The sequence below is a fragment of the Streptomyces sp. NRRL S-340 genome (genome assembly GCF_000720185.1).
Lineage (GTDB): Bacteria > Actinomycetota > Actinomycetes > Streptomycetales > Streptomycetaceae > Streptomyces.
This window is the reverse complement of sequence record NZ_JOIY01000062.1, coordinates 18,869-32,838: the sequence shown is the minus strand read 5'-3', so window position 1 is coordinate 32,838 and position 13,970 is coordinate 18,869. Positions and strand designations below refer to the sequence as shown.

Genomic DNA, 13,970 nt, shown 5'->3' with positions numbered 1-13,970 from the left:
GTCGGCCGCCATGGACCTCGAGACCTTCCGCAAACTGGCCGGCGACCGCCGCGTCATCCCGGTCACCCGCAAGCTCCTCGCCGACGGCGACACCCCCGTCGCGCTCTACCGCAAGCTGGCCGCCGAGCGCCCCGGCACGTTCCTGCTGGAGTCCGCGGAGAACGGCCGCACCGCGTTCCAGTGGTCTCGCTACTCCTTCATCGGCGTCCGCAGCTCGGCCACCCTCACCGAGGAGGACGGCCGCGCCCACTGGCTGGGCACCCCGCCGGTCGGCGTCCCCGTCGAGGGCGACCCGCTCGCCGCGCTGCGGGCCACCGTCGAGGCCCTGCACACCCCGCGCGACCTCGCCCACGACCTGGGCCTGCCGCCCTTCACCGGCGGCATGGTCGGCTACCTCGGCTACGACGTCGTGCGCCGCCTGGAGAAGATCGGCCCCGGCGAACGGGACGACCTGAAGCTCCCCGAGCTGACCATGCTGCTCACCTCCGACCTCGCCGTCCTCGACCACTGGGACGGCACGGTCCTGCTGATCGCCAACGCGATCAACCACAACGACCTCGACACCGGCGTCGACGAGGCCCACGCCGACGCCGTCGCCCGGCTGGACGCGATGGAGGCCGACCTGTCCCGGCCCGTCGCCCAGCCCCCGGCCGCCCTGCCGCCCTCCGAACTGCCCGAGTACACCGCCCTGTGGGGCGGTGCCGACTTCCGGGCGGCCGTCGAGGACGTCAAGGAGCGCATCCGCGCGGGCGAGGCCTTCCAGGTCGTCCCCTCCCAGCGCTTCGAGACGCCGTGCACGGCGAGCGCGCTGGACGTCTACCGGGTGCTGCGGGCCACCAACCCCTCGCCGTACATGTACCTGTTCCGCTTCGACGGCTTCGACGTCGTCGGCTCCTCGCCCGAGGCTCTGGTGAAGGTCGAGGACGGGCGGGCCATGGTCCACCCCATCGCCGGCACCCGGCCCCGCGGAGCCACCCCGCAGCAGGACCAGGCCCTCGCCGACGAACTCCTCGCCGACCCCAAGGAGCGCGCCGAGCACCTGATGCTCGTCGACCTCGGCCGCAACGACCTCGGCCGGGTCTGCGAGCCCGGCTCCGTCGAGGTCGTCGACTTCATGTCCGTCGAGCGGTACTCGCACGTCATGCACATCGTCTCGACGGTGACCGGACGGGTCGCCGCCGGCCGCACCGCCTTCGACGTCCTCACCGCCTGCTTCCCGGCGGGCACCCTCTCCGGCGCGCCCAAGCCCCGCGCGATGCAGATCATCGACGAACTCGAGCCGTCCCGGCGCGGGTTGTACGGCGGCTGCGTCGGATACCTCGACTTCGCGGGCGACTCCGACACCGCCATCGCCATCCGCACCGCCCTGCTGCGCGAGGGCACGGCGTACGTCCAGGCGGGCGCCGGGATCGTCGCGGACTCCGATCCGGTGGCCGAGGACACCGAGTGCCGCAACAAGGCCGCCGCGGTGCTGCGGGCGGTGCACACCGCCAACCGGCTGGCGCCGTAGGGCGGCTGCGCCGGAGCGGGGCGGGCCGATGGGGTGCATCTCACGGAACCCCGGGTGACGGTTCGCCCCGGCTTCACGCGATAGTGGAGTACGTGACTGCTGTTCCTCACCCCCGTACCCAAGCCGCCGCGTCCGCCCGCTCCGGCCGCCGCAGCCTCGCCGTCGCCCTTATGTGCGGGGCGCTCGGCGCGGCCGTGGCGCTGCTGGCCTCCCGGCAGCGCTGGGCGGAGGGCACCACGACGGTCGCCGGCGGCGTCTTCCCCCTGACCGCCAAGGGCAGCGAGGTCACGGGCGTGCCCGCGGCGCTCGCCATAGTGGGCCTGGCCGCGCTCGTCGCCGTCTTCGCCGTGCGCCGCTCCGGCCGGCTGCTGGTCGCCGCCCTCCTCGCGCTCTCCGGCGCGGGCACCGTCGCCGCGGCCCTCTCCGGCGCCTCCGACGGCGGGGTGCTCGACGAGAAGGCCGCGCAGACCTCCGGCGTCACGGCCGCCACCGCCGCCTCGCTCAGCCACACCGCCTGGCCCTACGTCGCCGCCGCCGGAGGCGTCCTGCTCCTGCTGGCCGGGCTGCTGGCCCTGCGCTACGGCCGGCTGTGGCCCGCCATGTCGGGCCGCTACGAGCGTTCCGGGGCGCCCCGCCCCCGCGCGGCCAAGCCGCTGGACCCCGACCGCCCCGAGGACCTCTGGAAGGCCCTGGACCGCGGCGAGGACCCGACCGGCGCCGGCCCGGCCTGACCGCCGCCCGGCCAGGTCCGCTTCCCGTTGTGATGAACCGGGTACGCGAGGCGCCACCCCCGCTCACGTCCCGCGCACGCGTACGGGACAATGGATCCGAGCGTCCGGCTCAGACACGTACAAGCAACGAGGAGCAAGTCATGGCGGGCAGCAGCCACGGTCACACCCCGGCCGCCTGGACCGGTGTCATCATCGCCTTCATCGGTTTCCTGGTCGCGGGCGCCTTCATGGTGATGGCCCAGCCGGTCGGCTTCTGGGTCGGCATGGGTGTCGTGCTGCTCGGCGGTGTCGTCGGCGGCATCATGCGCATCATGGGCATGGGCCAGAAGAACGAGCACCCGGTGCACCAGGTCGCGGCCAAGGGCGCACCGGCCGGCGCCAAGGGCTGACACCGCCACGGCGGACCCGTACGAGACGACGTGGAGGGGCGGCCCGGTGCCGCCCCTCACGCGTGCCGTGCCGGCCTCTCCCCGCGCGCGGGCGGCCCCTTGCGGGCAGAATGCCTGGGGTGAACGCTGACAGGCAGCGGGTGGCGCACGGGCGGCTGCCCGTTCCCGCCCCGAGGTGCACGCCCGAGGACAGGGCGGCGCCGGCGCGGGGCGTCCGGGCCGTGTACGGGCGGCTCGCCGTCCCGGGCGCGGTCCTGGCCGCCGTCGCCGGCGCCTTCGCGTACGTCGGGGCGGTCGACCCCGGCCGGCCGGGGCACTACCCCGCCTGCCCCCTGCTGGCCTGCACCGGCCTGTACTGCCCCGGCTGCGGCGGACTGCGCAGCGCCCACGCCTTCGTCCACGGCGACCTCCTCGCGGCCCTGCGGGACAACGCGCCCGCCGTCGCCGGCTACCTGGCCTTCGCCGTGCTGTGGACGCTCTGGGCGGTCCGCTCGATCCGTGGGCGGCCCCTGCGGATCGAACCGCGCCCGGTGCACCTGTGGACGCTGGGCGTCCTGGTCGCGGCCTTCACTGTTGTCCGGAACCTGCCCTTCGGAGGCTGGCTCCACCCTTGATCCACGGACGTCTGTCCAGGTAATGGGACCGGGGTCGGCCGGATGCGAGGCCTCGCCCCTCCTGCGGATACCATCGCAGTGACCACCGGTTCCGCCCGCTTGATCCGCCCGATCCGCCCGATCCGCCTCAAGCGGTCCGCCGGAGGCCGCTCGATCCGCTGGAATATCCCACCGTCTGGAAGGGGGCCGCTCGCGTGAGTGTGCTCGACGAGATCATCGACGGAGTCCGTGCCGACCTTTCGGAGCGGCAGGCGCGCGTCAGCCTCGACGAGCTCAAGGAGCGCGCGGCGAAGGCGCCGGCCGCCAAGGACGGCGTGGCCGCGCTGCGCGGCGACGGCGTCAAGGTGATCTGCGAGGTCAAGCGCTCCAGCCCGTCCAAGGGCGCGCTGGCCGCGATCGCCGACCCGGCCGGACTCGCCGCGGACTACGAGGCCGGCGGCGCCTCCGTCATCTCGGTCCTGACCGAGCAGCGCCGCTTCGGCGGCTCGCTCGCCGACCTGGAGGCCGTCCGCGCCCGCGTGGACATCCCGGTGCTGCGCAAGGACTTCATCGTCACGTCGTACCAGCTGTGGGAGGCCCGTGCCTACGGCGCCGACCTCGCCCTGCTGATCGTCGCCGCCCTCGACCAGCCGGCCCTGGAGTCGCTGATCGAGCGCGCCGTGTCCATCGGCCTCACCCCGCTCGTCGAGGTCCACGACGAGGAAGAGGTCGAACGCGCGGTCGACGCCGGTGCCAAGGTGATCGGCGTCAACGCCCGCAACCTGAAGACCCTCGAGGTCGACCGCGACACCTTCGAGCAGATCGCCCCGGAGATCCCCGACCACATCGTCAAGGTCGCCGAGTCCGGCGTCCGCGGCCAGCTCGCGGCGTCCGGTGCGTGCGATCGCAAGGCGCCGGAAGGTCCTTGTAGCGGAGCTACCAGGGCCTTTCGGCAACGCCGCGAGCGTGCGTGCCGGGCGTCGCGAGCCGGGCTCCCCTTTTGTTCGCAGCTCTGAGGCGCCGGTAGGCTGGGCCCGATGACTCTCACCGTGACGACCGTCGACCGGCACGCCCGCCTGGCGCGCGGCTGCCGCCCCCGGGGCTGCCGTGCCCCGGCGCGGCGCGTGCACGGCCGCCGCGTCCGGTACGTCATCGGTGACGAACCGGGGCAGGTCAACGGGCGCCGATGGCAGCGTCCCTGAAGGGGCGCGGGGAACTGCGCGAGCGATCACGTCCGGTCCGCGGCGAGGAGTAGACCGCGGCCGGGAGGAGACCCCCGCCCCCACGGCGAACAGTGTTCTTCCACGCACTCACCGTGAGGTTCTGGCATGCCCAGCGATTTCTTCTTCCCTGACCCGGAGGGTCAGGTCCCCACTGCCGAGGGCTACTTCGGCGTCTACGGCGGCAAGTTCATCCCGGAGGCGCTCGTCGCCGCCGTGGACGAGGTCGCCGTCGAGTACGACAAGGCGAAGGCCGACCCCGCCTTCGCCCGCGAGCTGGACGACCTGCTCGTCCACTACACCGGACGGCCCAGCGCCCTGACCGAGGTGCCCCGCTTCGCCGAGCACGCCGGCGGCGCCCGGGTGTTCCTCAAGCGCGAGGACCTCAACCACACCGGCTCCCACAAGATCAACAACGTGCTCGGCCAGGCCCTGCTCACCAAGCGCATGGGCAAGACCCGTGTGATCGCGGAGACCGGCGCCGGCCAGCACGGCGTCGCCACCGCCACCGCCTGTGCCCTGTTCGGCCTCGACTGCACGATCTACATGGGCGAGATCGACACGCGGCGCCAGGCGCTCAACGTGGCCCGGATGCGCATGCTCGGCGCCGAGGTCGTGGCCGTGAAGTCCGGCAGCCGCACCCTGAAGGACGCCATCAACGAGGCGTTCCGGGACTGGGTCGCCAACGTCGACCGCACCCACTACCTGTTCGGCACCGTCGCCGGCCCCCACCCGTTCCCGGCCATGGTCCGCGACTTCCACCGGGTCATCGGCGTCGAGGCCCGCCGCCAGCTCCTCGAACGCGCCGGACGGCTGCCCGACGCCGCGGTCGCCTGCGTCGGCGGCGGCTCCAACGCCATCGGCCTCTTCCACGCCTTCATCCCCGACGAGGGCGTCCGCCTGATCGGCTGCGAGCCCGCCGGACACGGCGTGGAGAGCGGCGAGCACGCGGCGACCCTGACCGCGGGCGAGCCCGGCATCCTGCACGGCTCCCGCTCCTACGTCCTCCAGGACGACGAGGGCCAGATCACCGAGCCGTACTCCATCTCCGCCGGTCTGGACTACCCGGGCATCGGCCCCGAGCACTCCTACCTCAAGGACTCGGGGCGCGGCGAGTACCGCGCCGTCACCGACGACGCCGCCATGCAGGCGCTGCGCCTGCTGTCGCGCACCGAGGGCATCATCCCGGCCATCGAGAGCGCCCACGCGCTGGCCGGCGCCCTGGAGGTCGGCCGCGAGCTGGGCCCGGACGGCCTGCTCGTGGTCAACCTCTCCGGCCGCGGCGACAAGGACATGGACACCGCGGCCCGCTACTTCGGCCTGTACGACACCGACGCCGAGGTGGCCGCCGACGCCGCCGACACCGCCGAGATCGAGGGGGACGCCAAGTGAGCGGCACCATCCAGCTTCTGTCGGACACCCTCGCCGCCGCGCGCGCGGAGGGCCGCTCGGCACTCATCGCCTACCTCCCGGCGGGCTTCCCCACCGTGGACGGCGGCATCGAGGCGATCAAGGCCGTCTTCGACGGCGGCGCCGACGTCGTCGAGGTGGGCCTGCCGCACAGCGACCCGGTGCTCGACGGGCCGGTCATCCAGACCGCCGACGACATCGCCCTGCGCGGCGGGGTCCGGATCGCCGACGTGATGCGCACCGTCCGCGAGGCGCACGCGGCCACCGGCAAGCCGGTCCTGGTCATGACGTACTGGAACCCCATCGACCGCTACGGCGTCGAGCGGTTCACCGCCGAACTGGCCGAGGCGGGCGGCGCCGGGTGCATCCTGCCCGACCTGCCCGTCCAGGAGTCCGGCCTGTGGCGCGAGCACGCCGAGAAGCACGGCCTGGCCACCGTCTTCGTCGTGGCGCCCAGCAGCAAGGACGCACGGCTGGCCGAGATCACCGCGGCCGGTTCCGGCTTCGTCTACGCCGCCTCGCTGATGGGCGTCACCGGCACCCGCGAGTCGGTGGGCGCGCAGGCGCAGACTCTGGTGGAGCGCACCCGCGCAACCGGCACCGGCCTGCCCGTCTGCGTCGGCCTGGGCGTCTCCACCCCGGCCCAGGCCGCGGAGGTCGCAGGCTTCGCGGACGGGGTGATCGTCGGCTCGGCGTTCGTCAAGCGGATGCTGGACGCCCCGGACGCCGCGGCCGGTGTCGAGGCGGTCCGGACGCTCGCCGGGGAGCTGGCCCGCGGAGTGCGCGGACAGGCGTAGCGGACGGACGCCCGGACAGGCATAGCCGGACAACACCGGATATTCGGTCACTCGAACGGGTGGACCTGGGACCGGGGAGGCGCAATGCGCCTCCCCGGTTCGTTCTGGTGGTGTGAGCGAGAAGAACCATGACGGAAAGCGCACTGCCCGCCGGCGGCTGGCGGCCGAGCGCGAGAAGCAGAAGGCCTCGGAGCGGCGGCGCCGCACGCTGATCGTGGCCGCCAGCGTGGTCTGCGTGCTGGCCCTGGCGACGGTGATCGGCGTGCTCGCCGCGAACTCCGGCAAGAAGAAGAGCACCGGTACGGGCCCCGTCGCGGCGCCCTCGGGCGCGCAGGGCAAGGACAGTCTCGCGATCCCGGTCGGCAAGGACAGCGCCAGGTCGACGCTCACCGTGTGGGAGGACTTCCGCTGCCCGGCCTGCCAGGCCTTCGAGGCGGCGTACCGGCCGACCGTCCACGAGCTGACCGCCGCCGGCAAGCTCAGGGTCGAGTACCACCTGGTCCGGCTGATCGACGGCAACCTCGGCGGCAGCGGCTCGCTGCGCGCGGCCAACGCTGCGGCCTGCGCCCAGGACGCGGGCAGGTTCCCCGCCTTCCACGACGTGCTGTACGACAACCAGCCCAAGGAGACGGACGACGCCTACGCGGACAACGCCAAGCTGATCCAGCTGGCCCGCAAGGTGCCGGGCCTGGACACGCCGGTCTTCCAGAGCTGCGTCAAGAACGGCACGCACGACAGCTGGGTCGACAAGTCCCACCAGGCCTTCCAGGCCGGCGGCTTCTCGGGCACCCCGACGGTCCTGCTGAACGGCAAGAACATCATCGAGGACCGCTCGATGACCCCGGCCAAGCTCAAGCAGCAGGTGGAGGCGGCCGACAAGGGATGAGCCCAAAGGGACGGACGGCGGGAGAAGGTGACCGGGGATGAGTAAGGGGCCGGTAAGGGGTGCGCGCGCCTGCGGGCCGCGTCGCCCCCGGGCGGGTGCCCGTTATGGACCCGTAGCCGGGATGCCCGTCCTGGGCCCGCTCCGGCTGCGGTAGCGTCGACCCTGCCATGGAACTTGCCTACATTCCCAGCCCGTCGCACGGAGTGGTGTACCTCGGTCCCATTCCGCTGCGCGGCTACGCGTTCTGCATCATCATCGGCGTCTTCGTCGCCGTCTGGCTCGGCAACAAGCGCTGGGTCGCCCGCGGCGGACGGGCCGGCACGGTGGCCGACATCGCGGTCTGGGCCGTGCCGTTCGGTCTGGTGGGCGGCCGGCTCTACCACGTGATCACGGACTACGAGCTGTACTTCAGCGAGGGCCGCGACTGGGTGGACGCCTTCAAGGTGTGGCAGGGCGGACTCGGCATCTGGGGCGCGATCGCGCTCGGCGCGCTGGGCGCGTGGATCGGTGCCCGCCGCCGGGGCGTCCCGATGCCCGCCTACGCGGACGCGGTCGCCCCGGGCATCGCCTTCGCGCAGGCCCTCGGCCGCTGGGGCAACTGGTTCAACCAGGAGCTGTACGGGCGGGAGACGCACGTCCCCTGGGCGCTGCACATCACCTCGTCGGCGGACGGCCGGGTGCCGGGGTACTACCACCCGACCTTCCTCTACGAGTCCCTGTGGTGCATCGGCGTCGGCGTCCTGGTCATCTGGGCCGACCGCCGCTTCAGGCTGGGCCACGGCCGGGCGTTCGCCCTGTACGTGGCGGCGTACTGCGTGGGCCGCGGCTGGATCGAGTACATGCGCGTCGACGACGCGCACCACATCCTCGGCCTGCGTCTGAACGACTGGACGGCCCTCGTGGTCTTCCTCCTCGCGGTGGCCTACATCTGGATCTCGGCGAAGAAGCGGCCGGGCCGGGAGGACCAGGTCGAGCGGGGCGTGTCCGCCGACGCGGAGGGCACCGGACCGGACGGAGCGGAGGCGGCACAGGCCCCGGAGGGCAAGGCCACCGCCGCCCCCGCGGACTCGGTCCCGCAGCCCGCCGCCGGCAAGGCGGACGCCCCGAAGGTGAGCGTCACCAAGGCGAGCGCCACCGAGACTGCCGGCACCAAGGTCACCGGCACCAAGGCCACCGATGCGGCTCCCGGTGACGGGGACGACGCCGGCACCGGCGGCGGCGCCTCGGAGGCGGCCGGTGTGAAGGACGAGGCGGGCTCGGCCAAGAAGGGCTGACCGCGGGCGGTCGTACGTGCGTGGAGGGCGCCCCCGGTCCGGGAGGCGCCCTCCACGCGTGCGGGGTCAGTACCTGCGGGCCAGCGCCAGGGTCCGCCGGGCCGCCGCGACCACCGCCGCGTCGATGAATCGGCCGTCGGGCAGGGCGTGGGCGCCCCGGTCCACGGTGGCCGCCTTGACGACCGTCTCGGCCTCCTCCAGCTCGCGGTCGGTCGGCAGGTAGGCGCGTTCGATGATCGGCAACTGCCGGGGGTGGATGGCCGCCCGGCCGAGGAACCCCAGGGCGCGGCCGTGCGCGCAGGAGGCCGCCAGTCCCTCCAGGTCACGGATGTCGGGGTGGACGGACTGGGCGGGCGGGGCGAGTCCCGCCGCACGGGCCGCCACGACGACCCGCGCACGGCACCAGTCGAGACCGGCGTCCTGGCGCACTCCGAGGTCGGCGCGGAGATCGGCCTCGCCGATCGAGACACCCCGCAGGGACGGGTGCGCGGAGGCGATGGCATAGGCCTGCTCGACGGCAAGGGCGTTCTCCAGCAGGGCGTACAGCGGCGGTCCCGAGCCGTGGACCGCCTCTCCGGACAGGGCGTGCCCGGCCCCGGAGGACTCTCCCGGCAGGGGGTACCCGGACCCGGAGGCCGGCCCCCGCTCCCCGTCCGCGGCACACCCGCATGTTCCGGTCGCCGGGGTCCGGCAGGGTCCCTGTCCCCGGGCCGCGCACCGGCTCGCCCCGGCCCCGTCGCGCCCGCGCGTCCCGGCCGGCTCCACGGCCTCCTCGCCCCCGTGCCCGCCCCCGCCGCCCTCCCGGTGCGCGCCGCGCCCCCCGTGCGCCGCGCACCCCGCGAGCCGCACCCGGGAGCCGCCGGGCTCCGTGCGCTCCGCGATCCGGATCACCTGCCCGGCCGACGTCACCTTCGGCAGCCGCAGTCCGGCCAGACCCACGCGCGGGACCACGGCCGCGAGGTCCGCCGCCACCAGCGGTCCGTCCAGCGCGTTGACGCGCACGTGGACCGGGACCGGCGGCGGTTCCGTCAGGAGTTCGGCCGTGGCGGCACGGGCGTACTCCTTGCGGTCCGGCGCGACCGCGTCCTCCAGGTCGATCACTACCACGTCCGCGCCGGAGGCGAGGGCCTTGGTCACGACGTGCGGGCGGTCGCCGGGGACGTAGAGCCAGGTGAGCGGGAAGGGAGCGGTGGCCGTCACAGGGCGCCCTCCGCGCGCAGCGCCGCCAGCTCCTCGGGGGTCAGACCGAGTTCGGTCAGCACCGCCTCGGTGTCCGCGCCGTGCGGGCGGCCCGCCCAGCGGATCGCGCCCGGAGTGGCGGACAGCCGGAAGAGGACGTTCTGCATCCGCATCCGGCCCAGCTCCGGGTCGTACAGCGTGGTCAGGCTGCCCAGGGCCTGGTACTGCGGGTCCGCGACCACGTCCCGGACGTCCTGGATCGGGGCGATCGCCGCCTGGGCCTTCTCGAAGGCGGCCATGACCTCGGTGCGGGTGTGCCGGGCGATCCAGCCGCCGACCGCCTCGTCGAGGACGTCGGCGTGGGCCGCCCGCCCGGCGCCGGTCGCGAACCACGGTTCGCCGATCAGCTCGGGGCGCCCCACCAGCCGCAGCACGCGTTCCGCCACCGACTGCGCCGAGGCGGACACGGCGACCCAGGTGCCGTCCGCGGTGCGGTAGGTGTTGCGCGGGGCGTTGTTCTGGGTGCGGTTGCCGGTGCGGGGCTGGACGTAGCCGAGCTGGTCGTACCAGAGGGGCTGCGGCCCGAGGACGGTCAGGATGGGTTCGATGATCGCCATGTCGACGATCTGTCCCGCTCCGGTGCGTTCCCGGGCGGCGAGGGCGGTCATCACGGCGTACGCCGTGGCCAGGCCCGCGATCGAGTCGGCGAGCCCGAAGGGCGGCAGGGTCGGCGGTGCGTCGGGCTCGCCGGTGATCGCGGCGAAGCCGCTCATCGCCTCCGCGAGGGTGCCGAACCCGGGCCGGGAGGCGTACGGGCCGAACTGGCCGAAGCCGGTGACCCGGGCGAGGACCAGGCGCGGGTTGGCCGCGGACAGTTCCGGCCAGCCCAGTTCCCACCGCTCCAGGGTGCCGGGGCGGAAGTTCTCCACGATCACGTCGGCGGTCGCGGCCAGCCTGAGCAGGGTGGCGCGGCCGCCGGGCCGGGACAGGTCCAGGGTGATGGCGCGCTTGTTGCGGCCGAGGAGCTTCCACCACAGCCCGACGCCGTTCTTCGACGGACCGTGGCCCCGGGCGGGGTCGGGCCGGGCCGGGTGCTCGACCTTGATGACCTCGGCACCGAAGTCACCGAGCATCATGGCGGCGATCGGCCCGGCGAACAGGGTGGCCAGGTCCAGGACCCGCAGCCCGGCGAGCGGCGGCGCGGCCTGCGGCGCGTCCGGGCCCGGCGCGGGGGCGTGCGCGTGCGGATCGGTGGAAGGATCCTGCGCGTGCGGGCCGGGAGTGGAGCCCTGGGTGTGCGGGCCTGGCGCGGGGCCGTGTGCGTACGGGCCGGGGGCCGGGCCGTGCGGGTGCGGGGTCATGGGCGGGACGCCTCCTGGTGGGTGAGGCGGGCCAGGGCGTCGAAGCCGGTGCCGTCGAAGTCGCCGACGGTCGTGGCGAGCCGGTTCTTGAGCGGCGCGGTCCACCGGTCGGGGAGCGCGGCGGGCGAGCCGGCGAGGAGACCGGCGACGGATCCGGCGGTGGCGCCGTTGGAGTCGGTGTCCCAGCCGCCCGACACCACCCGGCAGATGGAGGCCGTGAAGTCGCCGTCGGCGTGGGTGAGGGCGGCGGCGATCAGGGCGGTGTTCGGCACGGCGTGCACCCAGTGGTATCCGGCGTGCGCGGCGTGCAGTTCGTCCACGACCGTGTCGAAGTCCTCGTGCGCGGCGGCGAGTCGGACCGCGTGGCGGACCGCGCGGGCGAGCCGGGAGCCGGGCGGTACGACCTTCAGCCCGGTGGCCAGGCAGGCGTGCACGTCATGGGTGCCGGTCGCCGCGGCGGCGATCACGGCGGCGGCGAACATGGCGGCGTAGACGCCGTTCGCGGTGTGGCTGAGGACGGCGTCGCGGTACGCCTGTCCGGCCGCGGCGGCCGGATCGCCCGGGTTGGTCCAGCCGTGCGCGTCGGCGCGGATGAGGGCGCCGATCCACTCGCGGAACGGGTTGCGGTGGCGGGCGGTGCGCGGTGGTTCGATGCCGAGCAGGAGGTTGCGGTAGGCGACGCGTTCGGCGGTGAAGGTGCGGCCCGCGGGCAGTTCGTCCAGCCAGAGGCGGGCCAGGTCGGCGGTGGTGAAGCCGCGGCCGTGGCGGCGCAGGAGGAGCAGCGCCAGCAGTGGGTGGTCGAGGTCGTCGTCCTCGGGCATGCCGTCGATGTTCTCGGCCAGGCAGGTGCCCGCCGAGCGGCGGTTCCAGGGGTGGGCGGCCGCCAGGTCCTCGGGCACGCCCCGGGCGGTGAACCAGGTGCTGAGCGGCCAGTTGCCGGTGGCGCGGGCCAGCCGGCGGATGCCGTCGAGGGGGAGTTTCTCCACGGGTTTGCCCAGCAGGCAGCCCGCGGCCCGGCCCAGCCAGGCGGCTTCGAAGCGGTCCGGGGCGGGCACGGCCGGCCGGCCCCCGGCTCCGTCCCTTCCGGCCGCCCTCTCCGGGATCCTGCTCTCCCCGGCTCCTCCTTCCGGGGTCCTGCCCTGCCCGGCTCCGCTCTGCCGGGCGGGCCAGTCGGGGCACAGGACCCTGATCTCCGCGAGGCCGGTGGGTTCCGCCTCCGCGAACCGGCTCGGCAGTTCGGCCAGTTCGTCCAGGAGGTCCTCGGCCAGCAGGCGGAGGTAGCGGGAGGCCGGCTGCGGCGAGGCGCCGGACCGGACCGGGGCGTCGAAGCCGCCCGCGGCCCGCCACCGGGCGGCGACCGCGGAGGGCTCGCGGCCGTCCTGCACCGCCTGGCGCAGCTCGTGGCCCAGCAGGTCCTCCGGCTGGACCCAGGTCAGGCGGAGCATCCCGGACCTCCCATCCCGGCGAACGCCCGTTCGTGCGCCCGCCGTCGTCGTACGTCCTTCTCGAAGACCTCCCGGGCCACCGCGGCCAGCGTGCGCGCGGGCTCCCACAGGTCCAGCCGGCTGGCCTCGGCCACCGTCTTCGCCCAGTCCTGCGGCACCGGCGAGCCGAGCGCTCCCGCCAGCGCCCCGGCCATCGTCGCGATGGAGTCGCAGTCACGGCCGTAGTTCACCGCGCCGAGGACGGCCCGCCGGTAGTCGCCGCCCGCCACCAGCAGCATCCCCAGCGCGACGGGCAGTTCCTCGATCGCGTGCAGCCGGGAGGGGCGGCGGGCGCCGAGCGAGGGGCTGCGGTAGTCCGGGCCGACCGTGTCGTACGGGGCGACGGCCGCCCGCAGCGGGCCCAGCGCCGACTCGAAATCGGTGTGGTCGCGGGCCGCTTCGCACACGTCCTCGATCGCCGCCCGGGTGCCGTCCTTGGCCAGGGACAGACAGGCCGTCACGACCGAGTCGGGGGTGGCCCCCGGCGCGCAGGCCGCGGCCACCCCGGCCGCGAGCACGCCCGCCGCCTCCCGCCCGTACGACGACTGGTGGGCGCCCGCGACGTCCAGGGCCTCGGCGTACGCGGCCCGGGGGTCGGCCGCGTTGACCAGGCCGACCGGGGCCATGTACATCGCGGCACCGCAGTTGACGATGTTGCCGGTGCCCGCCTCCCGCGGGTCGACGTGGCCGTAGTGCAAGCGCGCCACGAGCCACTTCTCGGCCAGGAAGACGCGGTGCAGCGGCAGGGCCTCCGCCTCCAGCTCCGGGATCCAGCGCGGCTCGGTCATCAGGTCGGGGACGAGACGGTCCGCGACGGCGTAGGCGTCGAGGTGGTCGCGGACCTGCGCGTACACCCGCACCAGCGCGTGCGTCATCAGGGTGTCGTCGGTGACGTGGCCGTCCCCCTTGTGGTACGGCGCGATCGGGCGGGCGGTGCGCCACTCGTCGCCGTTCCAGGGGCCGACGATGCCGTGGACCCGGCCGCCGTGGCGCTCCACGATCTGATCGGGGGAGTAGCCCTCGACGGGACCGCCGAGCGCGTCGCCGACGGCCGCGCCGACCAGGGCGCCGGTGATCCGTTCGTCCAGACTCGCACCCGGTCCGATGGTTTCTTCTCCTCTGGGCGTCATGCCCCG

Annotated in this window: 13 protein-coding genes and 1 pseudogene; 10 read left to right on the top strand and 4 right to left on the bottom strand. The window is 74.4% G+C overall.

The window, feature by feature from the left end; translation table 11 throughout:
- Window positions 1–10 precede the first annotated feature (10 nt).
- The 10 genes and pseudogenes from IG64_RS34280 to lgt all read left to right on the top strand — a co-directional run bounded on the left by IG64_RS34280 (window position 11) and on the right by lgt (window position 8,810).
- Entirely contained in the window at window positions 11–1,510 is a 1,500-nt protein-coding gene (locus tag IG64_RS34280; protein ID WP_037863608.1) for an anthranilate synthase component I, read from the top strand.
- A gap of 83 nt (window positions 1,511–1,593) precedes the next feature.
- Window positions 1,594–2,241: a TIGR02234 family membrane protein gene (locus IG64_RS34275; protein ID WP_037863606.1), complete on the top strand. Its 648-nt coding sequence runs from the start codon at window positions 1,594–1,596 to the stop codon at window positions 2,239–2,241.
- A gap of 140 nt (window positions 2,242–2,381) precedes the next feature.
- Complete coding sequence (locus IG64_RS34270; protein ID WP_037863604.1) at window positions 2,382–2,630, top strand: HGxxPAAW family protein; 249 nt, start codon at window positions 2,382–2,384, stop codon at window positions 2,628–2,630.
- 110 nt (window positions 2,631–2,740) lie between these two features.
- The gene (locus IG64_RS34265) at window positions 2,741–3,244 is read left to right on the top strand and encodes a DUF2752 domain-containing protein (RefSeq protein WP_078884381.1); all 504 of its coding nucleotides are present in this window, start codon (window positions 2,741–2,743) and stop codon (window positions 3,242–3,244) included.
- Between the two features lie 194 nt (window positions 3,245–3,438).
- A pseudogene (gene trpC / locus IG64_RS34260) lies at window positions 3,439–4,101 on the top strand (indole-3-glycerol phosphate synthase TrpC); the annotation flags it as partial.
- Between the two features lie 159 nt (window positions 4,102–4,260).
- Window positions 4,261–4,425, top strand: a complete 165-nt coding sequence (gene trpM / locus IG64_RS41750) for a tryptophan biosynthesis modulator TrpM (protein ID WP_199811710.1) — start codon at window positions 4,261–4,263, stop codon at window positions 4,423–4,425.
- A gap of 126 nt (window positions 4,426–4,551) precedes the next feature.
- Window positions 4,552–5,835 (top strand): tryptophan synthase subunit beta, encoded by a 1,284-nt coding sequence (trpB, locus tag IG64_RS34255; protein WP_037863601.1) that lies wholly within the window; start codon window positions 4,552–4,554, stop codon window positions 5,833–5,835.
- Window positions 5,832–6,650 (top strand): tryptophan synthase subunit alpha, encoded by an 819-nt coding sequence (trpA, locus tag IG64_RS34250; protein WP_037863598.1) that lies wholly within the window; start codon window positions 5,832–5,834, stop codon window positions 6,648–6,650. Before trpB ends, trpA begins: the two co-directional genes overlap by 4 nt.
- 112 nt (window positions 6,651–6,762) lie before the next feature.
- On the top strand, window positions 6,763–7,536 hold the full coding sequence (locus tag IG64_RS34245; protein WP_037863595.1) for a DsbA family protein: 774 nt from the start codon (window positions 6,763–6,765) through the stop codon (window positions 7,534–7,536).
- Window positions 7,537–7,703: 167 nt separating this feature from the next.
- Window positions 7,704–8,810, top strand: coding sequence for a prolipoprotein diacylglyceryl transferase (gene lgt, locus IG64_RS34240; protein ID WP_051813654.1), 1,107 nt, complete (start codon window positions 7,704–7,706; stop codon window positions 8,808–8,810).
- Between the two features lie 66 nt (window positions 8,811–8,876).
- On the opposite strand, the gene IG64_RS39685 is transcribed toward lgt, so the two are convergent.
- Genes IG64_RS39685 through IG64_RS34220 form a run of 4 tightly spaced genes read right to left on the bottom strand, consistent with a single transcriptional unit; the run spans window position 8,877 to window position 13,964 of the window.
- Window positions 8,877–9,947, bottom strand: coding sequence for an HpcH/HpaI aldolase/citrate lyase family protein (locus IG64_RS39685; protein WP_420710033.1), 1,071 nt, complete (start codon window positions 9,945–9,947; stop codon window positions 8,877–8,879).
- A 59-nt stretch (window positions 9,948–10,006) separates the two neighbouring features.
- Window positions 10,007–11,350, bottom strand: coding sequence for a CaiB/BaiF CoA transferase family protein (locus IG64_RS34230; RefSeq protein ID WP_234438699.1), 1,344 nt, complete (start codon window positions 11,348–11,350; stop codon window positions 10,007–10,009).
- Window positions 11,347–12,795: an ADP-ribosylglycohydrolase family protein gene (locus IG64_RS34225; RefSeq protein WP_037863591.1), complete on the bottom strand. Its 1,449-nt coding sequence runs from the start codon at window positions 12,793–12,795 to the stop codon at window positions 11,347–11,349. The genes IG64_RS34230 and IG64_RS34225 overlap by 4 nt, the downstream gene beginning before the upstream one ends.
- Window positions 12,783–13,964 carry an ADP-ribosylglycohydrolase family protein gene (locus IG64_RS34220; RefSeq protein WP_037863671.1) on the bottom strand — a complete coding sequence of 394 codons (1,182 nt, stop codon included), beginning with the start codon at window positions 13,962–13,964 and terminating at the stop codon, window positions 12,783–12,785. Before IG64_RS34220 ends, IG64_RS34225 begins: the two co-directional genes overlap by 13 nt.
- Window positions 13,965–13,970: the final 6 nt, after the last annotated feature.

Bases quoted from the DNA above. Each gene is read 5' to 3' on its own strand.
- lgt (WP_051813654.1), top strand. From the start codon at position 7,704: ATGGAACTTGCCTACATTCCCAGCCCGTCGCACGGAGTGGTGTACCTC.
- IG64_RS34270 (WP_037863604.1), top strand. From the start codon at position 2,382: ATGGCGGGCAGCAGCCACGGTCACACCCCGGCCGCCTGGACCGGTGTC.
- IG64_RS34230 (WP_234438699.1), bottom strand. From the start codon at position 11,350: ATGACCCCGCACCCGCACGGCCCGGCCCCCGGCCCGTACGCACACGGC.
- trpB (WP_037863601.1), top strand. From the start codon at position 4,552: ATGCCCAGCGATTTCTTCTTCCCTGACCCGGAGGGTCAGGTCCCCACT.
- IG64_RS34225 (WP_037863591.1), bottom strand. From the start codon at position 12,795: ATGCTCCGCCTGACCTGGGTCCAGCCGGAGGACCTGCTGGGCCACGAG.
- IG64_RS34265 (WP_078884381.1), top strand. From the start codon at position 2,741: ATGCCTGGGGTGAACGCTGACAGGCAGCGGGTGGCGCACGGGCGGCTG.
- trpM (WP_199811710.1), top strand. From the start codon at position 4,261: ATGACTCTCACCGTGACGACCGTCGACCGGCACGCCCGCCTGGCGCGC.
- IG64_RS34280 (WP_037863608.1), top strand. From the start codon at position 11: ATGGACCTCGAGACCTTCCGCAAACTGGCCGGCGACCGCCGCGTCATC.
- IG64_RS34220 (WP_037863671.1), bottom strand. From the start codon at position 13,964: ATGACGCCCAGAGGAGAAGAAACCATCGGACCGGGTGCGAGTCTGGAC.